Source organism: Corallococcus exercitus, assembly GCF_042231735.1.
GTDB lineage: Bacteria > Myxococcota > Myxococcia > Myxococcales > Myxococcaceae > Corallococcus > Corallococcus exercitus_B.
In genome coordinates this window covers 1,459,231-1,473,555 of the sequence record NZ_CP102577.1, presented here as the reverse complement: position 1 = coordinate 1,473,555, position 14,325 = coordinate 1,459,231, and the positions used below count along the sequence as shown (strand labels likewise).

General features: G+C 71.9%; 10 protein-coding genes. 3 read left to right on the top strand and 7 right to left on the bottom strand.

Going from position 1 to position 14,325, the window contains the following annotated elements:
• The first annotated feature begins 10 nt into the window (after positions 1-10).
• The gene (locus NR792_RS05455; RefSeq protein ID WP_375759003.1) at positions 11-169 is read left to right on the top strand and encodes a bL28 family ribosomal protein; all 159 of its coding nucleotides are present in this window, start codon (positions 11-13) and stop codon (positions 167-169) included.
• 4 nt (positions 170-173) lie between these two features.
• Here NR792_RS05455 and NR792_RS05450 read toward each other — a convergent pair whose 3' ends face one another.
• Positions 174-716, bottom strand: coding sequence for a MerC family mercury resistance protein (locus NR792_RS05450; protein ID WP_375759002.1), 543 nt, complete (start codon positions 714-716; stop codon positions 174-176).
• Between the two features lie 290 nt (positions 717-1,006).
• Between NR792_RS05450 and NR792_RS05445 the strand changes: the two genes are divergently transcribed.
• A complete protein-coding gene (locus NR792_RS05445; protein WP_375759001.1) occupies positions 1,007-3,769 on the top strand; it encodes an OTU domain-containing protein in 2,763 nt (920 codons plus the stop codon).
• A 296-nt stretch (positions 3,770-4,065) separates the two neighbouring features.
• Positions 4,066-4,935, top strand: a complete 870-nt coding sequence (locus NR792_RS05440; protein ID WP_375759000.1) for a hypothetical protein — start codon at positions 4,066-4,068, stop codon at positions 4,933-4,935.
• A 76-nt stretch (positions 4,936-5,011) separates the two neighbouring features.
• Here NR792_RS05440 and NR792_RS05435 read toward each other — a convergent pair whose 3' ends face one another.
• The 6 genes from NR792_RS05435 to NR792_RS05410 all read right to left on the bottom strand — a co-directional run bounded on the left by NR792_RS05435 (position 5,012) and on the right by NR792_RS05410 (position 14,250).
• Complete coding sequence (locus NR792_RS05435; protein ID WP_375758999.1) at positions 5,012-7,201, bottom strand: peptidase domain-containing ABC transporter; 2,190 nt, start codon at positions 7,199-7,201, stop codon at positions 5,012-5,014.
• A gap of 5 nt (positions 7,202-7,206) precedes the next feature.
• Positions 7,207-7,764: a hypothetical protein gene (locus NR792_RS05430; RefSeq protein WP_375758998.1), complete on the bottom strand. Its 558-nt coding sequence runs from the start codon at positions 7,762-7,764 to the stop codon at positions 7,207-7,209.
• Positions 7,754-9,067, bottom strand: coding sequence for a lanthionine synthetase C family protein (locus tag NR792_RS05425; RefSeq protein WP_375758997.1), 1,314 nt, complete (start codon positions 9,065-9,067; stop codon positions 7,754-7,756). Before NR792_RS05425 ends, NR792_RS05430 begins: the two co-directional genes overlap by 11 nt.
• A complete protein-coding gene (locus NR792_RS05420) occupies positions 9,064-12,354 on the bottom strand; it encodes a lantibiotic dehydratase (protein ID WP_375758996.1) in 3,291 nt (1,096 codons plus the stop codon). The genes NR792_RS05425 and NR792_RS05420 overlap by 4 nt, the downstream gene beginning before the upstream one ends.
• 121 nt (positions 12,355-12,475) lie before the next feature.
• Positions 12,476-12,670 carry a class I lanthipeptide gene (locus NR792_RS05415; RefSeq protein ID WP_375758995.1) on the bottom strand — a complete coding sequence of 65 codons (195 nt, stop codon included), beginning with the start codon at positions 12,668-12,670 and terminating at the stop codon, positions 12,476-12,478.
• Positions 12,671-12,765: 95 nt separating this feature from the next.
• Complete coding sequence (locus tag NR792_RS05410) at positions 12,766-14,250, bottom strand: NAD(P)-binding domain-containing protein (RefSeq protein WP_375758994.1); 1,485 nt, start codon at positions 14,248-14,250, stop codon at positions 12,766-12,768.
• Between the last annotated feature and the right edge of the window lie 75 nt (positions 14,251-14,325).

The window sequence follows — 14,325 nt, the reverse complement described above, 5'->3', positions numbered from 1 at the left end:
GGAGAACCCCATGTCAAAGGTCTGTCAGGTCACCGGGAAGGGTCCGCTCGTCGGCAACAACGTGTCCCACTCCAGCTCCGGCCGCGCGGCCACCATGCGGAAGGCATCCGTGGGCGCCGCGCCGATGACGGCGGCGGCGATGCGGTCCGTGCGCGCGAGCGTCAGGTAGGCCCTCAGCGCGCCCCGGCTCCATCCATGAGGCCACCACTCCCACCAGGGAGCCCGGCGGCCAGCGGAGACGCCTTGCCGCGCGAAGCCACGCCGCGGCGCCACGCCTGACGCTCCCAGAGCGCCCCGCCCAGCAACACGGCGACACCGCCCCAGGTGAGCACCGGGTCCTCGTCCAGCGCATGCCCCGTCACCAGCAGCGCGCAGCCCAGGACCGTCACCAGCAGCGGTCCCCACCGGTGCAGGCGCAGCGCCTTCCACGCGCTCGCCCCCAGGGACACCCCTACCGCGATGACGAGCAGCAGGTGGTGGGTGGATTCCGTGAGCGAGACGCCCACGCCCAGAAAGGACAGCACCTTCGCGTACGTCGCCAGGCAGGCCGGGCACACCGCGCACGCCAGGATGGGCGCCAGGGCCGCCCAGCGGCTTCCCGGGACCTCCGCGGGGGAGGACCCGGCCTCCTGACGGCGGTGGTGCGCGCAATCACACACCGCCTTCTGGACACAGGACGCAGCCGCTTCGGACTCGACAAGGGAGGAGGGGGCCATCGGGGAGGGTCAACGGGGCAAGGGGCGGCGTGATTCCCGCCCACCGATACTATGGCAACCCAGTTACTGTGACAACTACGTGGCCCGGGCCTCCAGGATGGCGCCGAGGAGAAAGCCCGGCTGAACCGGCGCTTCCTGGCCGGAGCCCAGGGCCCGTGCTCCACCCGGGGCGGAGTGATGGCTCGCCGTGAGATGAAGCCGGACTTGCGGCTTCTTCGCCGGACGCCGGATAGTGCCCTCGTGGAGAGGCCTGGCTCTCATTTCCCCTGGTAGCCCGTCGCGAGGTCCCCATGCTCTTCGAGTGCCCCAACAGGAAGTGCGAGCAGCAGCCCTTCGAGGTCACCGGCGCCCTGGCGCCCTTCTGCCCCAAGTGCGGCGCCACCTGCAGCGCCGTGAAGGAGAGGAAGCGGAAGCTGGAGGCGGACATTTCGCCGCCAAAGAGCGGGGCACCGCTGCCCTCCAAGGGCCTGAACACCGCCACCCCGCCCCGTGTCATCAAGCGCCAGCGGCTCGTCGGCGTCCTTCCCCGCTGCGAGTACCGCGCGCGCCTGAAGGGCACCACGGTCTTCAAGATGGAGCATGCCCAGTACTGGGACACCTATGCGCGCAGTGGCAAGAGCCGGGAGAACGAGGCCTACGACGCGCCCGGCATCTCCACCGCCAAGAAGGAGATGGACCACTACGCGAAGACAGGCACCTACAAGAACGTGTTCGCGTTCTCGAAGAACCATCAGCGGCTGCTCGAGGACAAGGGCGCGTCGTCCAAGCCGCTCAGCCCCGCCCAGCGGCTCCCCGACAGCTTCGTGCACCAGCGCTCGCTGGATTACCGCAAAGCGGCTTGCGCCTACATCATCCAGCAACTGAAGTTGAAGGGCAGCACGGTCACCATCAACGCCGACAATGACTATCCGTGCCTGCTGGTCCTGTCCCCGGAAGGCCCCACCGAGGCGGAGTTCCCGGGCAACAAGAACGCGAAGAAGCTCGAGGCCAGCCTCTCGCAGTGGACCCGGCTCGTCATGGCCTTCGTGGTGGGCATCACCAACCACCTGGCCTGGCGCAAAGGCCTTCCCATTGAACTCGTGATGCGCTCCAGCTTCGGGCACCTGGGCCCGTCCATCGCGGATTGCATCTGGTCCTACCGCATCAACGTCGGCATCATCCCCCGGGCCTATATGGACGTGCTGGTGGAGGCCATCCTCAAGACGGAGGACATCTTCCACGACCTCAAGCGGGACCTGGCCACGATGGAAGTGGACGAGTCGTTCGGAGAGCTGACGGACGACTACTTCCTGAACATCCTCTTCCGCCGCTACAAGAAGCACTACCCAGGCATCAGCAAGGCCGACCTTCAAGAGAAGTACGAGGCCAAGGGCGGCGTCAAGGCCATCGCGGCGGACCTGAAGAAACACAACCAGACCATGCCTCGCCGGCTGAATGACGCCGAAAACCTCTGGGACTGGCTGTGGGGGGCGGGGGATGGCTCCGGCAAGACGGTCCTCACCCAGATTGTCTCCCGCATGATGCAGAACCTGGAGAGCATTGGAGACAACGTCTGGCAGGCATTGGAAGCGGACGAGGACCTGACGGGCGTCCTGGCGGCCTTGCCCAGCCGCTTCAAGCTGAACAGCACCCGGGACGACGCGGGCATCACCATGGAGACCCTGGAGCTGGGGGAGCTCCTCGTCTTCGAGAAGATCCCCAACGCGGGCAAGGAGACGCCCCTGAACGATGAGCCCTTCTGGAACACCATCCAGCTCATCATGACGTGCCTGGGAGGGCTCCACGAGGCGCAGGAGGTGAAGAAGACCCGCCGCGTGGGAGGCCTGTACGGGATGCTCGAGCAGCTCCACGTGGATTTCATCCATCGCGAGGGCTCCGCCCAGATGCCCTTCTCCACCGACGGGTATGGCAGTGACTCCGACGAGGAGACCGATGACGTGGCGCCCTCCGGGCGCATCTATTCCAAGAAGGTCATCGTCGCCACCGGCATGCGGTCCATCCACCTGGCCCATCACTGCGGCCGGCTCTGGGCCGCGAATGAGCAGTTGGACGTGACCAACATCGTCGTCTACGCCAATCAGATGTATTACGAGACAGAGCCAGCCCTGGGCTCCGTGCCCATCAAGCTGGATGTCGGCAAGTTCAAGAAGCAGCAGAGCCTGCAGATGTTGTTCTTCGATTTGAACCACTGCAACAACATCCAGGCCCGGGACACGGATCCCGACGTCCAGTTCGAGGACTACGACATCGTCGTGCTGGACCACACCAGCTCGACCGCGGGGCGGGTGAACACGTATCTGCAGCGCGCCTTCGCGCCTCCTCGCGTGCAGCTGGTGCTCCTGGTGACCAGCGGACTGAAGAACGAGCAGGGCGGCGGAGACATGAACCACTACGGCACCCTGCGGATCATCACGCGGGACAAGGCCCTGAGGGAGCACCTGTACGCCAAGGTGCTGGAAGCGGAAGGCGACTACATGCATCCGCGGCAGAGTCACGCCATCCGCAAGGCCTACAAGCGCTCTGGCTTCGTCCCCACCACCCGGAACTTCTTCAAGCCGGGCTTCTCCGTGCCGCTGCCGACGTCCGGCGTCGTGCCCCTCCCCTCCTTCGCCCATCAGGGCATCACCTTCGAGGTGAGGGACGTGGAGGCGGACGGCGACTGCCTTTTCGCCGCCCTGGCGTTGGCGCTCGGCCTGGGCCACGACGCGGCCAACGTCCGTCAGCGGATCCATCAGCGGCTGTCGACGACCCAGAAGGCGCTCGTGCCCAACGGCATGTACCTCCAGATTGGGCTGGGCTTCTCCACCCGGGAGGTCCACAACCCGGACGAATACCTGGCGACCATCCAGCAGCAGTACGTCTGGGGCGGGCTGACGGAGATCCGGGCGTTCTCCCATGAGAAGCCTGTCGTCGTCTTCGAGACCCCCACCGAGGCCCGCCTCTTCCACAACGGGGTGGAGGCCCAGGGCTTCGACTGGAACAACCTGCCTCCGGGCGTCGTCTACATCGCCTTCTACGGCAACCACTTCGCGGCGCTGCGCCGGACGAACTGAGCGGCGACTGCCCGTGGAGGTGGGCACCGGCAAGCACCTGTCCGTGGGGGGCGAGCAGGTGTTCGTCCCCGCGTTCCGAGGTGAGGGGTTCCGGCCCCCTGAGCCCGTGCACAGGGTTGAGGTTCCCCCCGGCGCTTCTTGGGGGAGTGCCCTCCTCGAACGCCGATAGCACCGGTATGGCCCCGCGGTCGCCAGGCGGAACCGATACCGGGGAGGCTCACATGCGCTCAGTTGTATGCGGTTCCGCTGCCCATCCCTCCGGACGCCACCTTCACCGGAGAATCCGTGGACCCGGGTTGCTGGCCCTGGTGGTGACAGCGTTGATGATGTTGCCCGTGTTGCCAGCCTCCGCGCTCCCCGAAGGCAAGCACACGGTCGCGGCGGCCTTCGACATGGATACGGCGTCCTACGTCGGGTACGACAAGGACAAGAAGGCGCACCACGTCGTTCTCAGCGGCCGTTGGCTCCCCGATGCCTGCGAGGGCAAGTTCTGCTGGCCGTCCAAGGACGGCGACATCGGCTCTGACGACGCCGTGCGCGTCAATTTCAGCAGCCCCGTCGACGTCACGGCCACGAGGGTGAGGTTGTTCGATGCCTGCAACCACGAGACCTCCAACCGCGACGAGGCGGTCGACGTCATCAGTTACACCGACGTTGCCGTCGGGATTGACGACAAGGTCTTCAAGGACAAGTCCACGATGTCCGCGGGAGAGACCACTACTCCCACCGGCGGGCTCTGCGGCACGGAGGACATGCCGACGGTGGCCGCCGAGGCCGGGACCACAGCGGGAGCATACTCCAGCAAGCAGTGGTTCAACATGAAGGCGGCCCGGATCCACATCGACATGTGGTTCGTCCCGATCATCCCCGTCCCTGGCCAGTGCCCGAAGATCAAGATCAAGTCAGGCTACGCGCATTCGTGGTCCAAGCAGGAGCTGACCTGGAGCGCCGGCCCCAGCATCACGCCCAGCGCCAATCCGCTCTCGTTAGGGATCGGAGTGGGGGTGGCGACAAAGCCCAAGAATTGGGCTGAATGGCAGGACAAGGACGCGGACAAGGATCCGGACCTCTTCACCAAGGCCTTGTGTGAAGCCGCGCGGGTATCGGCTCCCCCCAAGCACCGCACCTGCGCGCCCAAGGGCGGCTCGACGGAACATTGCCCCTGAAGGCGCGGCCCCGCGGAAGCCAACGCCAGGGACAACCGACTGCTGGCTCGGAAAGGGGCGCCGACGACGTCGACCTTCACCCCGCGCGGGCCTGGGCGCGTGAGGGGAGCTCGAGCTGGGCCTGCACGAGCCTCGCGTAGGCGCCGCCGCGCGCGAGCAGCTCCGCGTGCGTGCCCCGCTCCACGATGCGGCCCTTCTCCATGACGAAGAGGACGTCCGCGCCCACCACGGTGCTCAGCCGGTGGGCGATCGTGACGCGGGTGCAGGAGAGGGATTGCAGCGCCTGCTGCACGCGCCGCTCGGTGACGGCGTCCAGCGCGCTCGTCGCCTCGTCCAGGAGCAGCACCGAGGGCCGACACACCAGCGCGCGCGCCAGGGCCAGCCGCTGGCGCTGCCCGCCGGACAGGCTGGCCCCCTGGTCCCCCAGGGGCGTGTCGTAGCCCAGCGGCAGCGCGAGGATGTCCTCGTGGATGCCGGCTCGCGTCGCCGCGTCCACCACGTCCGCCAGCGGGATGGACGGATCCGCGAAGGCGATGTTGCTGCGCACCGACGCGTTGAACAGCCGCGTGTCCTGCACCACGATGCCCAGCTGCCGGCGCACCGAGTCGCTCTCCAGCTCCGTCAGGTCCATCCCGTCGAAGAGCACCCGCCCGGCCTCCGGCCGGTACAACCCCAGGAGCACTCGCGCCAGCGTGGACTTGCCCCCGCCGGAGGGGCCGACGATGGCCGCCCACTGCCCCGGGGCGATTCTCAGCGACACGTCCTGCAGGGACGGGGCCTCCAGCGCGCCGTAGCGGAAGCGGACGCCCTCCACGGTGATGCCGCCCGCCAGCTTCGGCGCGGGCCGCACCTTGCTCACGTCCTGCTCCGGGGCCGTCTCCAGCAGGTCGTCGATGCGCTCCAGGTAGCCGCCGGCGAGCTGCAGCTGCCCGCCCACCGCGACCAGGGAGGCCAGCGGGGCCAGCGCGCCCAGCGCCAGCGCCTGCGCCGTCAGCATCGCCCCCAGCGTCAGCTCGCCGCGCAGCACCTGCCACAGCCCCGTGCCCAGCAGCACCGAGGGTGCGCCCACCTGGAGCCCCGCCGCCAGCGCGTCCACCACGCCCTGGTAGTAGCGCTTGCGCGAGGAGGCGTTGAGCTGCCGCGTGTAGAGCTCCTCCCAGTGCCCCACCGCCTGTCCCTGCGCGCCCGAGGACTTCAGCACCTCCAGGCCGGACAGCATCTCCACCGTGAAGTCCTGGGACTTCGCCTGCGCGTGCATCTCGCTGGCCAGCAGCTCCTCGCGCCGCCGCCGCGTCAGGAGCAGCACCAGCACCTGCATCACCGCCACGCCCCCCACCGCCAGGAGCAGCGGCCGGCTCAGGCCCGCCAGCATCCCCACCGAGGAGAGGATGAGCAGCCCGTCCAGCATCACCGCCAGCGTGGCCGCGCCCAGGGCCTCGCGGATGATGGCCAGGCTGTTGATGCGCATCATCAGGTCGCCCGACGAGCGCTGCTGGAGGAAGGCATACGGCAGCGACACCAGGTGCCGCACCAGCTGGCCCGCCATGCCCACGTCCAGCTCCACCCGCAGGCGCACCAGCAGGGCCGAGCGCAGCGACGTGGCCAGGACGTGGCACACCAGCACCAGCCCCACGCCCACCCCCAGCACCGCCAGCAGGCTGATGTCCTGCCTCGGCACCACCCGGTCCACCGCCATGCCCGTGAGGAAGGGCAGCACCAGGGTCAGCGCCTGCAGCACCAGCGACACCGCGAGGATGCGCGTCCAGGTGCCCCCGTGCCCGCGCAGCAGGGCCGGCAGGCGGCGCAGCAGGGCCGGCCGCGTGTGGCTTCCGCGGAGCGCGGGCGTGGGCTCGAACAGCAGCGCCACGCCGGTGAAGGCGTCGCGGAACTCGTCCCAGGACAGCCGCCGCCGCCCCAGCGCCGGGTCCACCACGTCCACCCCACCCCGCCACAGCCCGTCGAAGACGACGTAGTGGTTGAACTCCCAGTGGAGGATGGAGCCGCGCTCCAGCACGGGCACCTCGTCCATGCCCAGGCTCACCCCTCGCGCGTCCAGGCCGAAGCGCCGGGCCGCCTCCACCAGCGCCAGCGCGTGCGCGCCACCGCGCCCCGCCCCCACCGCCCCGCGCACCTCCGCCGGCCGCGCCGGAGCGCCATGGTACGCCAGCACCATGGCCAGGCACGTGGGGCCGCAGTCCGCCGCGGTGAACTGCTGGAGGAACGGCACCCGGCGCCACCGCCGCCTCAGCTCACGCCACCTGCCCATGCCCCTCACCTCCGCCCGCCGCGCGCCTGTGCCCACAGCGCGGCCGCCAGCGACTCCGTGCCCACCCGCACCTCGACCATGCCCGGGGTGCCCGGCGCCGCGCCGCCCGGCCATGAGACGCCTTGGGAGACGTCGTGCGCCCGGACGAGCACGCCCGACGCCAGCTTCCCGAGCCCCGGGGGGAACGCCTCCGGTCCTCGTGTCGCCGTGTCCACCCACTCCACCTCGTAGTCGCGCGCGCCCTGCTCCGTCCGCGCGCGCACGCGCAGCCCCGGACGCAGCGCGCCCTGGTGCCGGGCGGGCATGGTGAAGAACAGCCGCGTCCGCGGTTCGCCCCCGGGCGGCGGGGCCAGCGCCTCCACCACTCCCGGGACGCTCATCACGTGGGCCACCGGCACGCGCGCCGCGAAGAGGCCCAGGCCCGCGAGCGCGAGGCCCAGCGGCAGCGGCAGCCAGCGCACCCAGCGCGGGTGCTCCAGCCTCACCTGCTCCGCGGCGGCCCCGCGCGCGTGGCGCTCCAGGGCCTCGCGCCGGAAGGGCGTGTTGCCTCCCTCAGCGGCCATGCCACGACTCCAGCGGCGGACGGAAGGACGCGAGCAGCATCCGGTCCCACGCCGGCTCCTCGTCGCTGATGGCCGCCAGCAGCGCGAGCGCGATGCCCACCGAGCCCGTCAGGAAGCTGGCGTTGTCCTCCACCCGGTCCGGGTAGACCTCGCGGGGGAACCACACCGAGTAGCCACCGACGCCCTCGCCCGGCACGCGCCGCGCCAGCAGCCGCGCGAAGCACTCGCGCGCCTCGCGGCCGAAGGCCTCCTCCCCCGTCAGCCGGTACATGCGGTGGAACAGGTGCGCGAGCCCCGCCTCGCCGTGGCACAGCCCGCCGTCCATCACGTCGCGCGTCTCCTCGGGCCGGCGCACCGCGCGAAGGCCCGTCTCCACGGCCACCCGCTCCCACTCCGCGTTGCCCACCGCGCGCGCGGCCATCAGCAGCGTCGCGGCCACGCCGGGGTCCCCGTAGCACCACGCCCCGCGCGACACCTGGGAGCGCCGCACCTCGTCGTCCGCGTAGTAGGCGAAGGCGGACAGCGAGCTGGGGGGTTGCCGCTGCGCGAGCAGCCACCGCACCGCCTCCTCCAGCGCGGGCCCCACCCGCGCCCGGTCGATGTCGTGCGCCCACGCGGCCGCCAGCAGGCCCACCACGCCCGGGTTGCCGTGGGCCACGCCCAGGTTGTAGCCGCCGTCCTGCTGCTTCTTGCGGGTGGTCGTGGGGATGAGCTCCGGGGGCGTCCGCCACGCCCGTCCCTGCGGCCCCAGCTCCGACACGGCCAGCAGGTGGTGGACGATGCGCTCCAGGCACCGGCGGGCCCGGGCCCCCGGCAGCCGCTCCAGCGCGAAGACGCCCAGCCCCACCAACCCGGCGATGAGATCATAGTGCTGCACCCAGTGCTCGACGCCCAGGGTGGCCTCCAGCGCCGCCTCCACCTCCTCCAGCGGGTCCTCCTCCGAGCCCAGCAGGTCCGGCAGCAGGTGCGCGCCCAGGTGGTGCATCACCCACGCCACCTGGACGAAGCCGCCGTGCAGCGCCGGGCGCATCCACTGGCGCCCCACCTCCTCCAGCGCTCCGTCCAGGAAGCGCGACGCGTGCTCCGGGTCATCCCCTCCGGGCCAGGCGCGCGCCAGGTAGCCGTGCAGCAGCGCCTGGCTCGACAGCCGCTCCGCCATGCGCGCGCCCTTGTGGAGGAAGGGCTTGTGCAGCTCGGTGGTGATGGCACGCACCGTCTCCCGGGCTTCATCCGCCAGCGCGCCGGTGAGCAGCGGCCACCACCGGGGAGCCTCCTGAGAGGAAACGACGGGTTGGGCCATCATGGGCGCGGCTCCTGCGCGCGGGCGCGCGCGAGCTGGGATTGGTAGGTCCGGGCGAGGAAGTCGTAGAGCACCAGCTCCTGCGCGCGCGCCGCCGAGCGCAGCATCCGGTTGGCGTGCATGTGCAGGTGGGTGCCGGCCACCGCCATCAGGGCCACGCCGAGCCGGCCCTCGCGGGAGGCCGCCTCCAGGCGCTGGCGCACGGGGACAAGCCGCGCCGAGCGCTCGCGCAGCACGGCGAGCCCCTCGACGAGCAGCGGGTTCGCCTCCGCGTCCGGAGCCCAGGCCGCCTCCAGCGCGGCGCGGGCCTGCCGGTAGCGGGCACCGAGCTGGTGCGTGAAGGCCGTGTCCATGTGGAACTCCCGCCCGAAGTAGTCGCGGGAGCGCTCGGCCACCGTGAGCTTCGCGCGCAGGTCCAGGCCCAGGTCGCCCAGCAGCAGGTCCAGGCCCCGCAGGGTGAGCTGCCACCGGGCCTCCGCGCCCGCGTCCCCGTCCAGGAGCGCCATCAGCTTCAGCACCGCCTCGCTGTCCGCGTGGAACAGCTCCTCGGCCAGGGTCATGCCCTCTGGACCGCCGTAGCGCTCCAGCTCCCGCTCGTACGTGTCCAGCTGCACCTTCCACACGACGCCTTCGCGCGCCAGCGGCGCCACCGCGGCGGACAGTGCGGGCAGGGCCTCGCGGTGCAGGCGGGCGGGGTCTCCGTGCAGCCGCAGGCGCACGTGCCAGTCCGGGTCCTCGAAGCGGATGAAGAACCAGCGGTCCACCACGCCCTCGCGGACGAGCCGCTCCATCAGCGGCGCCACCGCGTCGCACAGCACGTCATCCGCGCCGGCGGTGCCCGCGTACAGCTTCGCGTAGAGCCACTCCGAGCCGGGCGGGAAGAGCCGGGGGGCGCTGGCGGCGGGAGCCGGGCGCGGGGCCAGCGCGGATGCCGCGGGCTCCTGGCGCCGCACCATGGGGAGGAACAGCTCATGGACGAAGCGCCCCTCAGGGCCCCGGGCGCACAGCGCGTCCGGCCCGACCAGCTGCTCGCGCAGCACGGCGCGGGCGCTGTCCTTCACCGAGGCCACGAGCGTCTCCACGCACAGGACGTTGTCCAGGTCCAGCGGCAGCACGTTGTCGCCATTCACCAGCGCCACGTGGCGCGGCAGGCCCAGCCGCTCGCGAAGCTGCTGCACGGCCCGGAAGCACTGCTCGCCGCGCGCCGCGCCCAGCGGCTTGAGCGCGTCCGGCCCCAGCCGCCACCTCGCCAGCGACAGCACCACCCGGCCGGACACCACGCGCGGCAGGAAGTCCAGACCCTCCAGCGCGCCCCAGTTCCAAGACAGGCCCACCGCGCGCCCCTCGTGCTGGAGCATGCACAGGAAGCGGTAGACGCCCAGCCCCCGGGCGAAGTTGTGCGCGGTGGTGAGCCGCGGCAGCACCTCGCGGCCCAGCCGCTTCGAGCGCAGCACCACGCGCCCGTCCACCACCGACACGCGCAGGTCCTCCACCGGGAGCTGCCGCGCGTCGGGCGCGCCGGAGGCCCCCAGGAAGGGAATCTCGTGCCCGCGCAGCTGGGGGCGCAGCAGCACGTTGCCAATGCGCCCCTCCGGCAGGTGCACCACCTCCGCGAAGACGGCGTCCGGGCGGAGCGCCTCCTCCGCGCGCAGGTGCCGCTCCACCGCGTCGCGCAGCGCCGCGTCTCCATGACAGAAGCGGCCCAGGGTGTTGGCGCCGGAGGGCCCTCCCGCGCCGCGCAGCACCAGCGAGAAGTCCCCGCGCGCGAAGGACTCGTCCGAGGCGGCCAGCACGCTGAAGCCCACGGAGAGGGCGTCCGGCGTGGGCGCGGCCTTCTCCGACGACAGCGCCTTGAGGTCCTCCTCGCCGAGCGTCAGCACGCGGGCGCCCGGGCTGGCGGTCAGCCGGCGCATCAGGTGCAGCTCGCGCGCGCCGAACATCCCTCCCGCCTCCGTCGCCGAGGGGAAGGCCAGCCCGCGCAGCAGCGGCGCCCCGTCCGCGGCGGGCGCGTTGGACACCTGGAAGCCCACGCCGGACTCCTCGTCGAGCGCCTCCAGCAGCGGCACCTCGCGCCCCTCGTAGCGGCGGGTGAAGGCCTCGCGGAACGCGCTCAGCGGCGAGCGGCCGGCCTGGAGGGGGGGCCCCATGCGCCGGACGAGCTCCACCGCGCGCGTCACCTCCGCCAGCACCTCCGGTCCCAGCGTGGCCCCGGGCGCCGGACGGTAGAGGTCCACCTGGAAGAGGCGCGGCAGCTCCACCTCCACGGGGAGCGCCTTCAGCCGCGTGGCGATGGCGAGGTAGGCCTCCTTCGACCGGCCGGGGCCCTCCGCGTCCAGCCGCGCCAGGTGGCCCCCGACGTCCTCCAGGCACGCGGCCGCTTCCAGCGCCACCCGCGCGGCCTCACCGGGGCCCGCCTCCTGTGCCAGCGCGCGCAGCCGCTCCACCAGGTACGGCAGCGGCTCCGGCCCGGTGACGGGCACGGCCAGCTCCGGCACCAGCAGGTCGTTGTCCACGAGGGAGCGCACGTACTCGGCGGCCTCCTGCGCGTCCACCTCCGCGTCCAGCGCCACCAGCGTGCGCACCAGCTGCTCCGGCCGGGCCCCCACGCGCGCGCGCTCCAGCACCGCGTCCAGGTACGCATCCGGCCGCACCGAGGACAGGTGGTGCCGGCGCACCGCGCCCACGTGCCGCGTCTCCACGTAGCGAAGCCGCCCGGCCGCGCGGTACAGGCTGCCATTGGGGCGGTAGCGGAGCACCTCGCGCAGGGCCGGGTGGCGCACCAGCGCCCCCACCAGCCGCGTGAGGTAGTCCATGTCCAGGCGGGTGTCGCGCTGGCACTCGCGCGCGTCCGCCACCTCCAGGTGCGTGCGCGCTCCCAGGTGTCCCACGGAGCACGACGCGAAGAGGCCGAAGGGCGTGCAGCGCCCCGCCATGCGCAGGAAGTAGCGCACCAGGGCCCGCTCCACCTTGAGGCCGTACTCGCTGTCCGGCGCCTGGAACCAGAGCGGCAGCCCCTCCTCCAGCGAGGGCGACGCGACGAAGAGGGCCTCGCGCACCTCCGGCCGCTCCACGTACTCGCGCAGCCGCGTGCGCAGCAGCGCGCGATCCGCGTCCAGCGCCTTCGCGAGCGACTCCGGGGCGTGCGGCGCGGTGAGCTGAGCGCCCCAGTGCTCCACCGCGTCGAAGGGCAGCAGCGGGGTGCGCAGGACGAAGAAGTCCGCTGGTTCCATCAGGGATCCGGCGGGAGGCGTGCGCTGCCCCTCGGGAGCGCGGCGGCGGGGCTGGGACATCGCGACGGACCTCGAAACCATGTGCGGGAAACGCCCCGGGCCGGCGAAGCGCCGGCCCGGGGCAACCACTCACCCTGCGTCGGAAGCGGACCTCACCTCCGGGCGCACGGCGCGAACCGCATCAGTAGCAGCAGCCGAAGTACTCCTGCGTCTGACAGAGCGCGTTCGTGTAGCAGACGGTGGCCTCGGTCGGCTCCGTGCCCTCGCAGTCGTAGACGGAGGGCGGGATGCCACCGGCAACCTGCTTCAGCTCGGTCTCGTTCAGCGCGCGCAGGGTGTCCTTCGACAGCGTCAGCTTCTTGGTGGGCTTCTTCATGGTTCGTTTCTCGGGGGTCAGGCCGTACGAAATTGCACGGTCGAAACGAATTACGAAGTCAGCCCGGATTCCTGGTCGTCGCACCCCGCGACTTTTCAGCGGCCCGCGTCCAGCGGGGGCAGCCACGTGAGCACGTTGCGCGTCCACAGCTTGCGGAAGGTGGCGACGAGCTTCGCGCGCTCCTCGGGAGCCGTCAGCTCGTTGGCGTCGGCGATCTCCCCGATGCTGGTGGTGCCGTCCGCGAGCCCGAGCAGCTCCCGCTCCATGTCGCTGGCGCCGAGCCCGGGGGGCAGCAGGAAGCGGGTCGGATCCAGACCGGTGGCGCGCTCCACGCTCTGCGCGGTGGGGCGCTCCAGGAGGTGCGGGTGCACCCACGCGCGGCTCCACGAGCCCACCGCCAGCGGGCGCAGCGACTCCACGCGCTCGGGCGGCACGCCGTCGCGCAGCACCTGGAGGAGGGCCTCCAGGTTGAGCAGGGCCCGCGCCAGCGGCGGCGCCATGCCCGCGGGCACCGGCGCGCCCGCCAGCGCGCGCACCGCGAACACGGCGGTGGCGATGGACACCATCACCCCCGCGTTGGAGGCCCCCACGTGCAGGGGCCCCCCGGCCAGCCGCACGCGGCGGCGGCCCTCGAAGACGAGCGGCCACAGGTCCGGCCGGGACTCCACCGCCAGGCGCTCCTGCTCCGCCGCGCTCTGGTCCGGGTGCGCCTGCTTCACCTCCTCCAGGCTGACGGACTCCCTCAGCCCGCGCGCCTCGTCCTCCGTCAGCACGCCCGCGCGCGTGAGCAGCTCCAGCACGTGCGGGGACAGGCGCGCGCCGCAGGCGGCCACCAGCACATCGCACGGCAGGTGATGCGCCTCGCCGTACTGGTGGTACGTGACGCCCTCGCGGGTGACGCGCACCGCGCTGGCGTTCCGCACCAGCCGCGAGCCCGTGGCCTCCACCAGCCGCGCGAAGTGCGGCAGCCGGTGGATGCCCCGCGCCTCGCCGCGCATCAGCAGCGTCACCGGCTGGCCCGCCATCATCAGCGTCCCGGCCTGCTCGAAGCCGGAGATGCCGCCGCCCAGCACCGCCACGCGCCGGCCGGCCACCTCCGCCGCGGAGCGCAGCCCCTCGCGCACCTCCACGCCCGAGCCGGGCTCCACCGCGTCCGGAGGCAGGGGCCGCCGCTCATACCAGGCGGTGACGAGCACCTGCTCGGCGCGCACCTCGCGGCGGCCCTCGGGCGTCTCCACCTCCACCGTCACCCCGTCCGCGTCGGGGCGCAGGCCCACGCAGCGGTGGCGGCAGCGGATGTCCAGGCGCCCCATCTGGATGACGCGTGCGTAGTAGTGCAGCACGTCCTCGCGCGAGCACTCCAGCGCGTCGCGGCAGTCCAGCGGCAGGCCGCCCACCTCCCAGTGCGAGGCGGGCGACAGGTAGACGAGGCCCTCGATGTGGGCATGCAGCGAGGCCAGCGGCGTGGCGCCGGCCTCCAGGGCCAGGGCGGGGATGCCACGCTCCCGGGCCTCGAAGAGGGCGGCCACCGCGGTGGGGCCGCCGCCAATGACACACAGCTTCGTCGTGAGGGTCGTCATGCGCGCGTCAACCTATACGCTCTTCGGATGCTCCTGCGGCACGGGAGCCCTGCTGAAAAAGAATCGAGCCAGGGT